The organism is Candidatus Zixiibacteriota bacterium (genome assembly GCA_016933955.1).
In the GTDB taxonomy this organism is placed as follows: Bacteria; Zixibacteria; MSB-5A5; order GN15; family PGXB01; genus JAFGTT01.
This window is the reverse complement of the sequence record JAFGTT010000029.1, coordinates 22,839-37,966: the sequence shown is the minus strand read 5'-3', so window position 1 is coordinate 37,966 and position 15,128 is coordinate 22,839. Positions and strand designations below refer to the sequence as shown.

Sequence of the window (15,128 nt, the reverse complement as noted above, 5' to 3'; positions counted from 1 at the left end):
GCCGAAGCCAGACTTTCTCGTTCGACTTGCATGTATTAAGCACGCCGCCAGCGTTCGTTCTGAGCCAGGATCAAACTCTCCGTAAATATATCAGCAATTATTATCGCTTGTATAATTCCGAAGTTTGTCCTTCTAGAACACTTCGTTGTTCTGAATTGTAAGAATTCGTCTCTTAAGCATGTCGTCGACATACTCGAGACCCACACTACTCCAGAAGATAAGATCTTCTGGCGCATGACTTACTATTTAGTTTTCAAAGAACAATTCCGACAAAAAAATCTGTCGGCCATTTTTACCGACAGGCTCGAATAATAAACATTTAATATCCACCTGTCAAGTAATATTTTTATCAAACATCAACTTTTTTCGCGAGTCCCGTTCCCGTCCAATTTTTATATAACAGCCAGCTCTATAATAAGTTCTACAATATTATACGAATCCAATCGCCTCTTTGTAATCGGCACGGGAAAATAATACTTTAATTTTCGATGTCAAGCGTATTTTAACCATAAATTTCAATAATTTTCAACATCTTATATTCATCATAATCGAAAAAAGTGGTCAATATTTCCCCGGACCTCGCCGACAAGCCATCCGGCGACCGACCGGTTTCTTGACAGCATCAATTAAGATACCGATAAACAATAACTTATGAATACGGCCAGAGACCGAAATCGATCAGGCCGCGGTAATTAAATATTGAAATTATCAGGCTTTGAAATCTTGCATCCGGTGGCGGAAGATTTCACCCTCAATCATATAAATAACATCTTCGGCGATATTGGTGGCATGATCGGCGATCCGCTCCAACTGGCGGGAAGCCGAAAGAAACTGAATCAGGCATTCGATCCGCTCGGGATGACTGAGGATTCCGCGTTCGACAACCCCGTACATCTGGTGATGCAGGTCATCGATTTCGTCATCCATCAGGCTTATTTCATGAGCCTCGCCGGCATTGAGATTAACCAGCGAATCAATACTTCTCTTGAGCATCAATTTCACCTTATCGGCCATATTACTCAAATCGAAGGGCATCTCCACCGGCTCGTGTTTTGACAGATAAAGTGCTCCGCGGGCGATATTAACAGCCTGGTCGCCGATCCGCTCCAGGTCATTATTGATTTTCAGAACGGCGATTATGAATCGTAAATCATTGGCCACCGGCTGGTGCAGGGCGAGAATCTTGAGACATTCTTCCTCAACCTCAACCTCCATCTGGTCAATGGTTTTATCGTTTTCCATGGTTCTGGCGGCCAGTTCCTCATCCCTTTCCGAAATCGATTTAACGGCATCATGGACGGCCTGTTCGACATGGGCGCTGAGAGACAATACTTTCTGTTTAAGGCGGTCTATTTCTTTACGTAAGTGAATAGTCATAATAATATTCCCCTGACATACCGATTTCCGGTTTCGCTTCGGAAATTATCCAAATCGCCCGGTGATATAATCTTCCGTTTTCTTCTTCAACGGTTTGGTAAATATCTTCTTGGTCTGCCCGAATTCAATCATGACGCCTTCAAAGAAAAAGGCCGTGTAATCGGATATCCGGGCCGCCTGTTGCATGTTATGAGTAACGATGACAATCGTATATTGTTTTTTCAAATCATCGATTAAATCTTCAATTTTGGAAGTCGAGATGGGGTCGAGGGCGGAGGCCGGCTCGTCCATCAGAATGACCTCGGGCCTTATGGCCAGGGCGCGAGCGATGCAGAGCCGCTGTTGCTGTCCGCCGGAGAGCATATAAGCATTATTGTCGAGCTTATCCTTGACTTCATCCCAGAGAAAAGCGCCTTTCAGCGATTCCTCGACCACCTCATTAATAATATTCTTATCCTTGATACCGTTAACCCGCAGGCCATAGGCGACATTATCATAGATCGATTTGGGAAAAGGATTGGATTTCTGGAACACCATTCCAATCCGCGTCCGAACGACAGACGGATCTTTAATATCCTTATAAATATTGACCCCATCCAGGATAACCTCTCCCCTCATGGTGGTGGACGGAATGGTTTCATTCATCCGATTCAGAGTTCTCAGAAAAGTCGATTTGCCGCACCCCGAGGGGCCAATCAGGGCCGTCACCCGATTTTTTTCAATATCCAGGGAAACATCGAAAAGAACCTGGTTTTTCCCGTAGAAAAAATCAAGATGGCGGACAATCATTTTCAGAGTGGCTGTCTCCGGCAACAGAGATTGTTTCTGAAGATCGGTTCTATTTTCGCCGGTATCCATTTCGACATCTTCGGTATTAGCGGTTTTATCAGACATTGGCACGCTTTTTCCTCATTCTGGAACGAATTAATATGGCAACAAAATTCAACAGGAATGTCAACAATAAAAGAACCAGCACGGTTCCGTAGAGAATCGGCTTGGTTTTTTCGACATCGGGCGACTGGGTCGCCATAACATAAATATGATAACCGAGTTCCATAAACTGGTCGTTGAGTTTAGCGGGAAGGTAAGGCAGATAGTAGGCCGCCCCGGTGAACATGATAGGGGCCACCTCTCCGGCTCCGCGGCTCACGGCCAGGATTGAACCCGTAAAAATCCCCGGCATTGCCTGGGGGATAATAATTCTAATGATCGTCTGGAGTTTGGTGGCTCCGAGAGCATAACTGGCCTCTTTGAATTCCTGCGGGATAGTTCGCAGGGCTTCTTCGGTGGCGACAATAACCACCGGCAGGGTCAGAAGCGAGAGAGTCAGGGCGGCCCAGATGATGGCCGGTTGTCCCCAGACCGGACCTTCGTCGTAAAAAAAGACCGAATCAATCCCCGAGCCGATAAAGCCAACAAAAAAGCCCAGACCGAAAAGACCGAATACGATCGATGGGACGCCAGCCAGGTTGTTGATGGCAATCCGGATAAGGTGGGTGATCCAGGAATCCGGACGAGTATATTCATAAAGATAAACGGCTGTCAGAACGCCGATCGGGACTACCGCAATCACCATTAAAATGACGAGAAAGACGGTTCCGAAGATGGCCGGGAAAACACCGCCGGCTTCCATCCCCTGTTCCGGGGGATGAGTCAGAAATTTCCAATTAATGGTTCCCAGTCCGCCATAGACAATATTCCCAACAACAATAACCAGCATCATGACGATAACAACCACCGCCATAAGGGTCATACTCTTTGGAATAAGACCACGTGTTTTGGGTTTGAATTTCAGCTCAGAGATATCGGCTACCGGCTTGGTCAGCAGAGTCTTGATTGAAGGGGCGGGATTCATTTCATTCTCCCCTGCAACCGGTCTTTCAACTTAATCAGGATGAAATCGCCGCCGAGGTTGATAAGAAAGGTGAAGATAAAAAGCATGGTCCCGATAAAAAACAGGACGCTGTAATGAGCGCTTCCAAAAACCACCTCGGCCAGTTCCGCAGCGATGGTGGCTGAAAAAGTTCGGACCGAATCGGTCAGGCTGGCCGACAATATAGCCGCATTTCCGGAGGCCATGAGGACAATCATGGTCTCGCCGATAGCCCTCCCAAAACCAAGGACGACGCCAGCGGCGATTCCCGGCAGAGCGGCCGGAAACACCATTGTTAATGAAACCTGCCAGGGATTGGCGCCGAGAGCGATGGCGGCCTCACGCAGAGAGCGTGGAACGGATGTCATGGCATCCTCGGCTACGGTAAAAATAATGGGGATGACCGCCAGCCCAAGGGCAATCCCGGCATTGAGGGCGTTCAACCGGAAGGTCAGACCGAGGGTTTTCTGTAAAAAGGTGGCCAAGACCATGAGGGCGAAAAAACCCAGGACGACCGAAGGTATGGCGGCCAGGGTTTCGATGACCGGTTTGATTAACTCCCTCATCCGTTTGGAGGCGAATTCCGAGGTATAAATGGCGGCCCCGACGGCCAGGGGAACCGCAAACAACATAGCGATAATAGCCGCCTTTATGGTACCGATAAAAAGAGGCAATAAAGAAAATTTGGGGATTTTAGAATTGGGCTGCCAGGACCATTTGGCCTCCCTGCCCTCATAAAATTTCTGCTTGAAAACCATTTTATCGACCGAGGCCTCTTCCCTGATTTCGGGATTGGTGAAAATCGGAACGGCCTCTTTGAAAATGAAGATAAAAATAAGCAAAATGCCGATCAGGGCAGTGAAGGCACTGACGGCGATCAGCTTTGAACCGAGGAATTCGGTGATTTTCGATTTCGGTTTAAATCGCAGTTCTTCCATAGTCACCCACAAACCCTGCGGCGACGGCCTCGTCCCCGCAGGGTTAAAGGAAGAGGGAAACTTTATATTAGTCAACCATCATTTTTTGGGCCTGCTCTTTGGGAAGAGGGACATAATCCATCTCCTCAGCAATTTTCTGTCCCTCGGGTGAAAGAGCCCAGTTGATCAGTTTTTTCAATTCGCCGGTCGGTTTTCCGTTGAAAAACCAATAGAGGTCGCGTGAAATGGGATAGGTTCCCGAAGAAACCGTTTCTACCGATGGCAGGATTGCGGCGCTGGTGTCATTGACCTTGACACTGGCATATTTGACGCCTTTGGCCCAGGCAATGCCACCATAACCGATGCCGTTGATATCCTTGGAGACGGCGTTGACGACCGCCGCCGTTCCGGGCAGGGTCTGGGTGTAATCCGAATAATCCTCGTCATTGAGAACATGTTCCTTAAAGAAAACATATGTCCCTGAATTATTTTCCCGGCCATAAAGAATGATTTGTGCATCTTTACCGCCGACTTCCTTCCAGTTGGTGATAGCCCCGGTATAGATGCCCTTAAGCTGGGCCAGACTGAGTTCGCCGATGAGATTGCTTTCATTCAGGAAAACCGCGATGCCATCAAGGGCCACTGAGACCCGGAAGGGATGAATTCCAAGTTCCTCGGCTTTGCTGTATTCTTTTTCTTTCATATCACGTGAAGCTTCACAGATATCGGTACTTCCGTTTAGAAGAGCGGCAATACCGGTTCCCGATCCGCCACCGGAGACCTGAATAACAACTCCTTTGTTAATCTTCATGTATTCTTCGGCCCAGCGTTGGCCCAAGCGGACAAGGGTATCGGAACCCTTGATGGTTATGGTCGCGGCGGCCAGGATACTTCCGGCAACGGTCAATAGAACAACCGCGGCTATCAGGATAAATGACTTTTTCATAAGAACCTCCTCGTTATATTCATTTCTTTATTATATCATATTTCACTAAAAGCTGATCTGATAAACCATCTGAACTTTCTGGTCTTTGCCGAGCATGGTTCCGGCCGCAGGAATCTTTCCTTTGCCGGCGACGTTTTCGTCGTAGTCAGTGGTTTCGAAGGTTACCAGAATCATATTACTCTTGTACAGGCTATAAGAAAGCCCGCCAATGAAAGTGGTGTAGGCGGACTTATCGGAGACAATGACATTATCGGCGTCGGTATCAAAATAATCGACCCGGCCGAATACGGCCAGCCGGGAATCGGGAATTCTGAATTGACCGAAAGCGGAAAATCCCTGAGTTTTTAAAGCCTTGCCGGATTCGTCAATCCAGGTGCCTTTGGCGTTACCCTCAGTCATCATGAATTGACCGGTCAGGATAACCATGGGATGCTCAAGACTGATCATGCCCATATTGACGATATAATCCGGCGCTTCCAGAGTGTTGCCTTTTCCGAAAACCCCGAAATAACTTAATTGCAATCCGGGCAGGACTTCCGGCAATGGTCTCAATGTAACCCTGGCTTCGGGAACCTTGTTTTCGTTGACTTCCTTGGCATGATAACCACTGCCATTATAAATACCGATATGCCAGCTTCCATACAAGCCGTCATAATGGTCGTTTCCCGTTTTTGATTTAGCGTCGGTCAGTTTACCACCGAATGAACCCATAAGACTGATTCCAACATCAGCCGAATTTAAAACTCCGGCCCGCTCGATGGCCATGGTTCCCTGGCAACGATAGGGATTGATATGTTCTTCGAAATCAAGCCAAGGAATATGACCCAATCCGATCTCGGAACTCATACCGGTCAAAAATCCCAAATCTTTGGGTTTCAACGCGGCGTAAAAATATTTCTGTCGGACTTTGTAATCCCCGTCATCATCCTGCGTCAAATCCATGGTCAGACGCATTCCCATCCATGGCTGTAATTCTTTCTCGAGTGTAAAATAACCCCGGGTTAAAGAAAATTGATTGTAACCGGTGTCGGCATCGTTTACAAGTCCTGTTTTGCCGTTGGAGTAATCAATATAAGCCAGTGATTTGAGCTTTATGCCATCCAGCGGTGAGGTTTTCATTTCGTCGGCTTTAGCATTGATAGTCAGAATAAAAGTCATCAGGACAATTACTGAAGCTATGAGATATGTTTTCACTTTGGTCTCCCCTGATTTTAACCGTATAAAAATATTTCTCAGTTATTTGTTAATTATTTCAGTACCGTAAATTCAATTCGTAAATGAAGAAATCGATTTATTATGCCTCCTTTCATTCATCCCTGTGGAGTTTTGTCTTTCCATCGCATTATCATATTTTTTTTTGTTCATACCTGTCGCCTGATTAAACTTTTGGATTGTTAGAGAAATGTTAGCGTTTGATTAAATATTAGGAATTAATGAACCCGGCCAACAATAATCCCGGGCGCAAAAAAGATTGAACTTATTTATTATGATACAAGGGTTTACAGAGGAAGATGGATAGTAAAAGCACTTCCCTGCCCCGGGGTGCTATCCACCGTAACCTGTCCGCCGTGAGCCAGAACGATATGCTTGACGATAGCCAGACCGAGCCCGGTCCCGCCTATTTTGCGGCTCCGGGCTTTATCGACCCGATAAAATCTTTCAAAAATACGAGGCAGGTGTTCCTTTCTGATACCGACGCCGTTATCCTGAATAACGATACGAATTTCATTTTCATCCCGGTCACAGACGATTTTAACAGGGCTGCCCTTTTCGCTGTATTTGATAGCGTTATCGATCAGGTTGACAAGTGCCTGTTCCAAAAGCTGTCCATTAATCCGGTGTTTGATCTGGTTACCGCATTCAACATCAATCCTGATCTCCTTTTCCCTGGATTTCAACTCACAGGTTTGCACCGCCGCTTTGACTATATTATTGAGATTTCTTTCTTCGACGACAATTGTTCCTTTTTCCGAATCTTCCTCGATTCGTGACAGACTCAGGATATCATCAATGATAGCATTGAGGCGGTCCGCCTGGCGCGCGATAATATTTAAAAATTTGACGGCATCATCGGTGTTTTCGACGGCTCCATCCAGAAGGGTTTCGACAAAACCTTTGATAGAAGTTACCGGGGTTTTTAATTCATGGGAAACATTGGCGACAAAATCTTTACGCATCCGTTCCAGACGACGGATACGGGTGAGGTCGTTGAGAACAATCATGGCCCCGATCCGGTCGCCGTGGCTGTCGCGCAGAGGAGTGCCGTGGGCCTGGAGAAAACGTTCGTCATTGTCATTGAGGGTGATTTCTCTTTCGACGGTGCTATCGGCATTCAGCGCCTGATTGACCAATTTTGGCAGATCGGCATTTCGGATAATTTCCAGGATACTGCGTCCGATGGTGTTATTGAGATCGATATTAAACAGGCGGGCCGCGGCGAGATTGATACTGAGTATCCGTTTTCCGGTATCCACCGCAAGAACGCCCTCGGTCATACTGGCCAGCATGGCCTCCTGCTCATTACGCTGTCGAATTATCGTGCGGATACGTTCATCAAGTTGAACAGCCATCCGGTTCATCGCCACCGCCAGGCCGCGGACTTCCTCGGCGGCCGGCATCGGCAATTTGTAAGTTAAATCTCCCCCGGCAAAACGTTCCGCTCCGGTCTTCAACTGCTCCAGAGGCCGGCTGATACGGCGGGAAACCAGGAGACTAACCAGGGCCGCGAGAAAGGCGATAACCAGACCGACCAGGGCGATATCATAGGTAATACGATTCATGGCGGTGCCAAGGGCGGTAATCGGGATGGCCGCCCTGATAACAAAATCGACCCGATTATCCCTGAAAATCGGGACCGCCACATATAAAAGAGAAATTTGCAGGGTATTGCTGTAGCGAGTCGAGGAACCTGTTTCCCCAGAGAGGGCGCGGGCTATTTCCGGGCGAGTATCATGTTTTTCCATTCGGGCAGGATCTTCATTGGTGTCTCCAAGAACATTGCCATCGGCCAGTATAACCGTATAACGCGTCGCGGTTTGTTTGCCCAGTCGAATACAGAGAGTATCGACCGCTGTGGTATCGCCGATCGCGAGAAGATTATTGACCGGCTCCTGCAAAAGATTGGCGGCTCTTTCCAGGCTGGTGGTGGCTTCCCCGATATAAAATTTATTCATGGAACGGGTGGAATAAATAATGATAAATATTAGTGATACAAGGATAATTACAAGAAAAGGCGTATAAAGCTGCCAGAGCATGCGACGATTTGTCATTCTATTTCCCTGAATCTGTAACCGACACCCCTTACCGTTTCAATCAGGTCGCCGTAGTCGCCAAGTTTTTTACGAAGGCCAACAATTTGAACATCGACCGAACGATCGGTGACCGGATAATCATCACCCTTGATGGCATTGACTATCTGGTAACGCGTGAAAACCCATCCCGGACGGCTGGCCAGAAAATGAAGCACCTGAAACTCGGTATAAGTCAGATCGACCCGGCTTCCCTTAACCAAGACCTCGCGCCTTCCCGGGTGGATAATAAGCTCGCTGACTTTAACAGTCATATTATCGGTATCCGATTCCCGCGCTTTGCGCCTCAGGACGGCGCGTATTCTGGCCACCAGGACTCTGGGACTGAATGGCTTGGTTATATAATCATCGGCGCCGAGTTCCAGACCGGCCACGATATCGGCTTCCTCGCCCTTGGCGGTCAGCATGACAATCGGGATATGTTCCGCTTTGGGATTGTTTTTTAGCAGTTTACAAATTTCCAGACCGTCAATTCCCGGCAACATTAAATCGAGCACAATCAAATCCGGGGGGGCCGCTTTAACAGCTTTCATCCCTTCCTCGCCGCTCAAAGCGCCGGCGATCTGGTATCCTTCCCGCTCGAGATTATAGCGGACCAGTTCCTGGATATCCTCCTCATCCTCAACGACTAATATTTTTTCTTTGGCCATAATCAGCCCTCCGCACCAAAATTTAGTTTAATACTTCACAGAAACAAATCAACAAAAATAAGGTGCGCATCAGATTATTAGGAATAGATTAGGAATTGGTTAGAAGATTTAGCCGGACCAAAAAAGGGTTTTATGAACAGCGGCCAACCCCGGTGAATATTTCAATGACTTAAAAGGCCATTGATAATCAATTCTACCGCATCATCTTCGGACAGACCTCTGGCCATCAGGGTTTCGAGCTGTTTATTATCGACACTGCCGATGGCCGCTTCATGGGTAACATGCGCTTTGGAATGATTGACCTCGACAATCGGGACTGCAATCGCCCGGCCGTTATCCTGGAGAATTTCCTTGCAATCGACATGTCCTCGGGTATAGGCGGCCGAAGCCGTCAGTTTATTATATACTTCCGCCCGGGCGTTATTACGAACGGCGATTTTTGAGGTCAGGGCACCGCGGGCATATTCGCCCTTGAGATGCCCCACTTCTCTGATCTTGATAATATCATCATCGCGTCCGCTGATTCGCGAGGTCATTTCCATTACGCTGTTTTCAAGTGAAGTGGTTTCGTAATCGATATCAATCAACCCGACCCGGCCCTTGATGAGTTCGAATTCGGTTTTGAATACAGCTCTTTTGCCGACTTCGACAATCGCCTTAGGATAAACTTTGATCCCTCCGCGGAGGCTGTGAACGTGTTTCTCGAAATAACTGCACTCCCCTCCCTCGCCGATATTGATTTCGGCATTCATGATATGGCTGACATCGACCGCATTGGGAAAGACACAATGAGCCAGAAGCGATATACGGGCTTCTTTTTCAATGTTGACTTTCATGATAATACGCTGGATGCCCTTTTCCGGCAGCATTCCGAAACAGAGATGGACCGGTTTGGCCATAACTGTCCCCTCGGCCAGATTAATATTGGCGTCGATACCATCCTCAAGTTCCCGGACGATGATATTCAAACCGGGAACCGATTGCATCCCCAGGACGCGGTTTCCGTTAATGACCAGGTGGGCGGTATCGGGGTCTTTCAAATTGGGATCGGTGCCGGTATAATCGTAGATTTGCTTTATCATCTGAAGCTGACTGGTCATGCTTTATCTCCAAGTTGAATTGGCTGGGGAAGATTTTTGTGGTCGCACGGCATGCAATTTCTTTCGAAATATTTCCTTATTCGGCCGACGTTACCCTTATCAACCAACTGCCCGCTACAGAGCAGAAAGGCATGCTCCGCCTGATCGAGAACGGCCAAGCTGTGGGTAATCAGAATCACCGTGGTTCCACCCTCTTTGAGAATGCGGACGGCATCGAATATTCGCTGTATGGACTCGATATCGATCCCGGAATCGGGTTCATCGAGAAGGGCCAGCCTGGGTTGCATGGCCAGAATCGAGGCCAGTTCGACTTTTTTCCTCTCTCCGCCGCTGAGGGTTTTATCGACCGCCCGGCGAAAATATACAGCCGGTTCCAGGCCTGCCTGTCGAAGACATTTTTCGAGATTAGCCTCGCTTTTATCGCGGGCGGAGGCTCGTATAAAATCCCTGACCGTCAACCCCTCAAAACGAGCCGGTTCCTGCCAGGCCAGGGTAATTCCACCCTTGGCCCGTTTATCCAGCGGCCAATCCCTGATTGAATTTCCTTCAAAAATAATATCGCCTTCATCGATAGTGTACCCGCCCAGTCCCATAATGGTAGCGGCCAGGGTTGATTTTCCGGCCCCGTTGGGTCCCACCACGGCATGGATATGATTATCCCAGAAATCGATGGAAAGATTATTCAAGATCGGTTTGCCGCCCAGGTTGAGTTTCACATTTTCAAGGGACAGGACGCCCATAATCTGATCCTTTCATATTCCAATTTAAGTAAATAATATAATACGTCCGGCAGATAAGACCAAAAGAATATTATCACCGGCGGTGTCCCGACAATTAAATATAAAAAAAACGGGCCGGCAGAAACCGACCCGTTTGATCTTCTCATTATCCCAACTATCTTAATCTATGAACCTCGACCCGGTCATCAATTTTCAACCGATAATAAACGGCATCGGGAATCGGTTTCCCGTAACGATCCCGTCGATCCCACGTGAAATCATGACGGCCGCTTTCAAGAAAGTCGTTATGGATTTCAACCACCGGTTGCTCCTTACGATCAAGGATGGTTATTTCCACCGGCGAGGACTTGTCGAGTTCAAAGCTGATCCGAGCCGGGAGATCTCCTGTTGATAATTGCTCCTTCACAACGTGAATATCTTTGGTCATGGTTGAATCATAGATGGCGATGATTTGAATATCATCGATATTCCAGCCGCCGAAAGTATACAGGCCGCCCGATAATACCTCCATCGACCAGCGGATATAAACGGTCGATTGATAATCGACGATATCGGAGATATCAAGATAGGTATCTCTCCAGATCATATCGATGACACCATCATAACCTCCCCAGACCTGAGTCCACTGCGATCCATCGGTACTAACCAAAACCCGCCCGTAGCCAAAACCGTCCGAGGCCAGCCAGCGGTGAAAATCCAGATGCACTTTAAGCAGTCGTGAACAGTCAATGACGGCGGTGGTCAAATAGGTTTGAGAAAGAGTATCCGGGTAGTTGCCATCGATGACATATCCATAAACATTATCGCCGGTATAACCGCCAACCGGATCGGCGCCATAAGTAAAATATCCGCCGCCGCCGGTGGGTGAGCCAAATTCCCAGTCGCCCTGGCAGGTCCACCCGGGATCAGTATCCAGCAACCATTGATATTCAATCGCTGGGGTACCGACCACCAGTTCCACATAACGAACGGTATTATCCTCGGGCGCGGATAAATTCTTAAAATACACAACCGCGGTATGACGGCCCTGAATCAAGCTTCCGGCATTAAGATTAAACTGGACCGTAACATGGGCGGTGTCATAGGGATCAAGCATACCCGCTACATCGCCGCTTAATTCCAGCCAATCGGCCGAGGGATCGAGGGATATTTCATATTCTATGGCCTGAGCGTACTTATGAGCAAAGGAATAGGTTTTGCCGGAAGGGCTGAACGGTCCGCCGGTCGGGCCCTCGGAATAGAAATCATCCGATGGCATCACTTTTAAAGCCGGTATAATTCCCAGTCCTTTGATACAGAAATTGGCCGTGGCCTCATAGCTGGTCAGATCCACCCAATTACCGCCGGAACGATAGAAACTCTCGCCCGGACCGGCCGATGATGTCACCTGAGTCCGGTATTTGGCTCCCAGCAGGGTTGGGACAATGGACGTTTCATCATATGGCTGACCCCCGGTCGACAATTGCAGATAGATATAGAAATTATCGCCCGGTTTGAGATCGATCGAATCCGGCAAATCAACGGTATGCAATCCCAGAAATTCAATCAGGCCGCTAACCGAGGTCATCTCTCCGCTTAATTGACCCCCTTCGAAAGTGCTGTAAACTTTGACAGTATAATTGACACTGTCGTCGGCGGTATAGAAATTAACCGCCTGAAGCTGGGCGCTTTGATCGGTCGTAAAGGCATTAAAGGCTTCTGTCAAATCGGTCCTGGTAGACCGCCAGCCATGAGAATCGTGGTAATAAACATGATCGTAGGGCATGAGCATTACATCCTGAAATGAAACAGCGCCCATTTGCGGGTGTTTACCGCAGTGTTTGTCATAATACGAAATCCAAAAATAACCGCCCAATCCCCATCCCGTCCCCCAGCTGTTTTTACATAACCAGGCCCCTGGACCGGGAGCATTGGGATTGTTGATGCTGTCATTCCAGCCGACTATGGCTACGGCATGAGTCGGATCGTAGTCATAGTAATCGGGCTGATAATGATATATTCCGTTATACAGGAGATAATCATCATAAAGCATGGCCGTCCCGAGCGCCCCCTCGGTCATGATTTTGGTCTTGACGAGATCGATCCTTTCCAGATTTGCCCCGGCGGTGTACCACTCGATATCCCGGACATAGTAATGGTGATAGCCGTCCCCGTTTCGAGCCGGCGGATCATCAAATGACTGGCCGTCGATATCGCGCACCGCCCCTTCGCCACGGGCCAGATAGGCCGAGGTGACCATGTAATCCCCGCCCTGGTGAACGATCAGACCATCACCGGTGGGCGGATAGATATCATCATTGTTGTACTGATTGAAACCATTCCACCAGTCAAGATGATATTCGGCCAGATTGGGTTCTCCGGATTCCCCGGCGTTCGCCCAGTTTCCGGTTATCAGGAGATTGCTTTCGATAGCGGCCATGGCGCCATGGGTCCAGCAGGTACCACCCGACTGGTTTTTGACCGACGACACATAATTTTCACCCTCGACATCGCGTAAATCAAATGATGCCGGAAGCTGGGATGAACCGGAGGGGCAATCAGGTTCCGGGCCGCCGCGGTAAAGATAAACTATAAGATAAGTCACATCGAGAATATTGATTGATTCGGAATGATTGACATCCGCCAGATCCGGATATACCGGAGCCGGACCGCCTCTATAAAGGTAATTTATGATATAGGTACCATCGAGAATATTAACGCGTCCGTCGGCATTGGCGTCCCCACACTCAAAATCGGCCGTTGAAACCATCGGGGCCAAGCCCAAGAATCCCATAATTAAGAAGAGAACGATTGGTGTGAATATTCTTAAGCAATGTCTTTCCGTTATCTTTCTGATCATAAATCCTCCTCTTTTATAACAGATTGCTGTTAAGGATTATTCTCAAATGAGGCCATTAAACGCCAAGCGCGAGACCCTTTAAAAAAGGTGATGGATATATAATAATATAGCTGATATTATAAATCCGTCAAGGACAACTGCGGAATCTATCCAAACCATTTATAATATCAGACGAATGGCAGGTCTTGCGGGTTCGAATTTTTCGGGAAGTGCCCAATATTGGGTGGCAATCTTGAGGTTATTCTTTCTCAAAGGTTTGAAGTAATTCCCAGGCGGCAATCGTGACCGGAAGGCGGCCATTCATTACTTTCTGTTCGATTTCGGGCAGTTTTTTTTCGACATTGGGATGTCGATAAAACAAATCCTTCAGTCGTTCCTCAAGCATCGTATGCAACCAATCCCGGGATTGCTCGCGGCGGCGGCGGTCGAATTCGCCGTTACGACCGGTTATTTCACGGAATTTCAAAATCACCTTCCAGATATCATCGATCCCATACCCGGTCAACGACGAGGCAAGATGAGCCTCGGTTTGCCATCCCCGGGTAGCCGGCTGAAGATAATGCAGGGCGCGTTGATAATCGGTTTGGGCCAGACGAGCCGGTTTGATATTATCTCCATCGACTTTGTTAATCAGAACGGCATCGGCGATTTCCATAACACCGCGTTTCAATCCCTGAAGTTCATCCCCCCCCCCGGCAATCAGAATCAGCAGGAAAAAATCGACCATGGAACGGACCGTGATTTCACTCTGACCGACCCCGATGGTTTCAACCAGAATAACATCATATCCGGCGGCCTCGAATACCAGCATGGTCTCGCGGGTCTTGCGGGCCACCCCTCCAAGGGTTCCGCCGCTGGGGCTGGGCCGGATAAACGCTCCCGGTTCGCGAGAAAGCTGTTCCATGCGGGTTTTATCGCCGAGAATACTTCCCCGGGTAAGGCTACTCGAGGGATCAACGGCCATCACGGCCACTTTATGATCCTGTGCTGTCAGGCGGCATCCGAGGGTCTCGATAAATGTGCTTTTCCCCGCCCCGGGGATACCCGTTATGCCGACTCTAAGAGAACAACCGGTATGGGGGAGTAATTCCCGGAGGACATCCTGGGCCTGATTCTGGTGGGCCGGGGCATTCGACTCAATCAGGGTAATGGCTTTCCCGAGTATGGTCCGATCCCCCGCCAGGACCCCCTCAATATATTGGGCCGTGGTCAAACCATGATTTTCAGCCGATGGTTTTTTCCGCTCGGTATTTTTCCGGGAATTGCCCGGCAGGCCATCATGACCACCCTCAACGCCCCGCACGACATGCAGGGCGCTGGGATGAGAATCACGTTTTTTTCGATTCGGCTTATCTTCGGTCATTATTATATCAATCGA

The 15,128-nt window shown here is 48.5% G+C and carries 12 protein-coding genes and 1 rRNA gene; all 13 read right to left on the bottom strand.

All coding sequences use genetic code 11. The features are described from left to right. Positions 1-86: ribosomal RNA gene (locus JXQ28_10380) — 16S ribosomal RNA — on the bottom strand; the annotation flags it as partial. Between the two features lie 622 nt (positions 87-708). After that, the gene (gene phoU, locus JXQ28_10375) at positions 709-1,377 is read right to left on the bottom strand and encodes a phosphate signaling complex protein PhoU (GenBank protein ID MBN2278140.1); all 669 of its coding nucleotides are present in this window, start codon (positions 1,375-1,377) and stop codon (positions 709-711) included. A 45-nt stretch (positions 1,378-1,422) separates the two neighbouring features. Beyond that, the gene (gene pstB / locus JXQ28_10370) at positions 1,423-2,235 is read right to left on the bottom strand and encodes a phosphate ABC transporter ATP-binding protein (GenBank protein ID MBN2278139.1); all 813 of its coding nucleotides are present in this window, start codon (positions 2,233-2,235) and stop codon (positions 1,423-1,425) included. Between the two features lie 28 nt (positions 2,236-2,263). Then, positions 2,264-3,130 carry a phosphate ABC transporter permease PstA gene (pstA, locus tag JXQ28_10365; GenBank protein MBN2278138.1) on the bottom strand — a complete coding sequence of 289 codons (867 nt, stop codon included), beginning with the start codon at positions 3,128-3,130 and terminating at the stop codon, positions 2,264-2,266. A 98-nt stretch (positions 3,131-3,228) separates the two neighbouring features. Beyond that, complete coding sequence (gene pstC, locus JXQ28_10360; GenBank protein ID MBN2278137.1) at positions 3,229-4,188, bottom strand: phosphate ABC transporter permease subunit PstC; 960 nt, start codon at positions 4,186-4,188, stop codon at positions 3,229-3,231. Between the two features lie 67 nt (positions 4,189-4,255). Beyond that, a complete protein-coding gene (locus tag JXQ28_10355; protein MBN2278136.1) occupies positions 4,256-5,113 on the bottom strand; it encodes a phosphate ABC transporter substrate-binding protein in 858 nt (285 codons plus the stop codon). Between the two features lie 45 nt (positions 5,114-5,158). Further along, the gene (locus tag JXQ28_10350; protein ID MBN2278135.1) at positions 5,159-6,307 is read right to left on the bottom strand and encodes a hypothetical protein; all 1,149 of its coding nucleotides are present in this window, start codon (positions 6,305-6,307) and stop codon (positions 5,159-5,161) included. A gap of 305 nt (positions 6,308-6,612) precedes the next feature. Then, complete coding sequence (locus JXQ28_10345) at positions 6,613-8,382, bottom strand: PAS domain-containing protein (protein ID MBN2278134.1); 1,770 nt, start codon at positions 8,380-8,382, stop codon at positions 6,613-6,615. Beyond that, positions 8,379-9,071, bottom strand: a complete 693-nt coding sequence (locus tag JXQ28_10340; protein ID MBN2278133.1) for a response regulator transcription factor — start codon at positions 9,069-9,071, stop codon at positions 8,379-8,381. The genes JXQ28_10345 and JXQ28_10340 overlap by 4 nt, the downstream gene beginning before the upstream one ends. Before the next feature lie 161 nt (positions 9,072-9,232). Then, on the bottom strand, positions 9,233-10,171 hold the full coding sequence (locus tag JXQ28_10335; protein ID MBN2278132.1) for a SufD family Fe-S cluster assembly protein: 939 nt from the start codon (positions 10,169-10,171) through the stop codon (positions 9,233-9,235). Next, the gene (locus JXQ28_10330) at positions 10,168-10,911 is read right to left on the bottom strand and encodes an ATP-binding cassette domain-containing protein (protein MBN2278131.1); all 744 of its coding nucleotides are present in this window, start codon (positions 10,909-10,911) and stop codon (positions 10,168-10,170) included. The genes JXQ28_10335 and JXQ28_10330 overlap by 4 nt, the downstream gene beginning before the upstream one ends. Positions 10,912-11,065: 154 nt before the next feature. Continuing rightward, positions 11,066-13,750: a hypothetical protein gene (locus JXQ28_10325; GenBank protein MBN2278130.1), complete on the bottom strand. Its 2,685-nt coding sequence runs from the start codon at positions 13,748-13,750 to the stop codon at positions 11,066-11,068. 238 nt (positions 13,751-13,988) lie between these two features. Next, complete coding sequence (meaB, locus tag JXQ28_10320) at positions 13,989-15,113, bottom strand: methylmalonyl Co-A mutase-associated GTPase MeaB (GenBank protein ID MBN2278129.1); 1,125 nt, start codon at positions 15,111-15,113, stop codon at positions 13,989-13,991. Positions 15,114-15,128 lie beyond the last annotated feature (15 nt).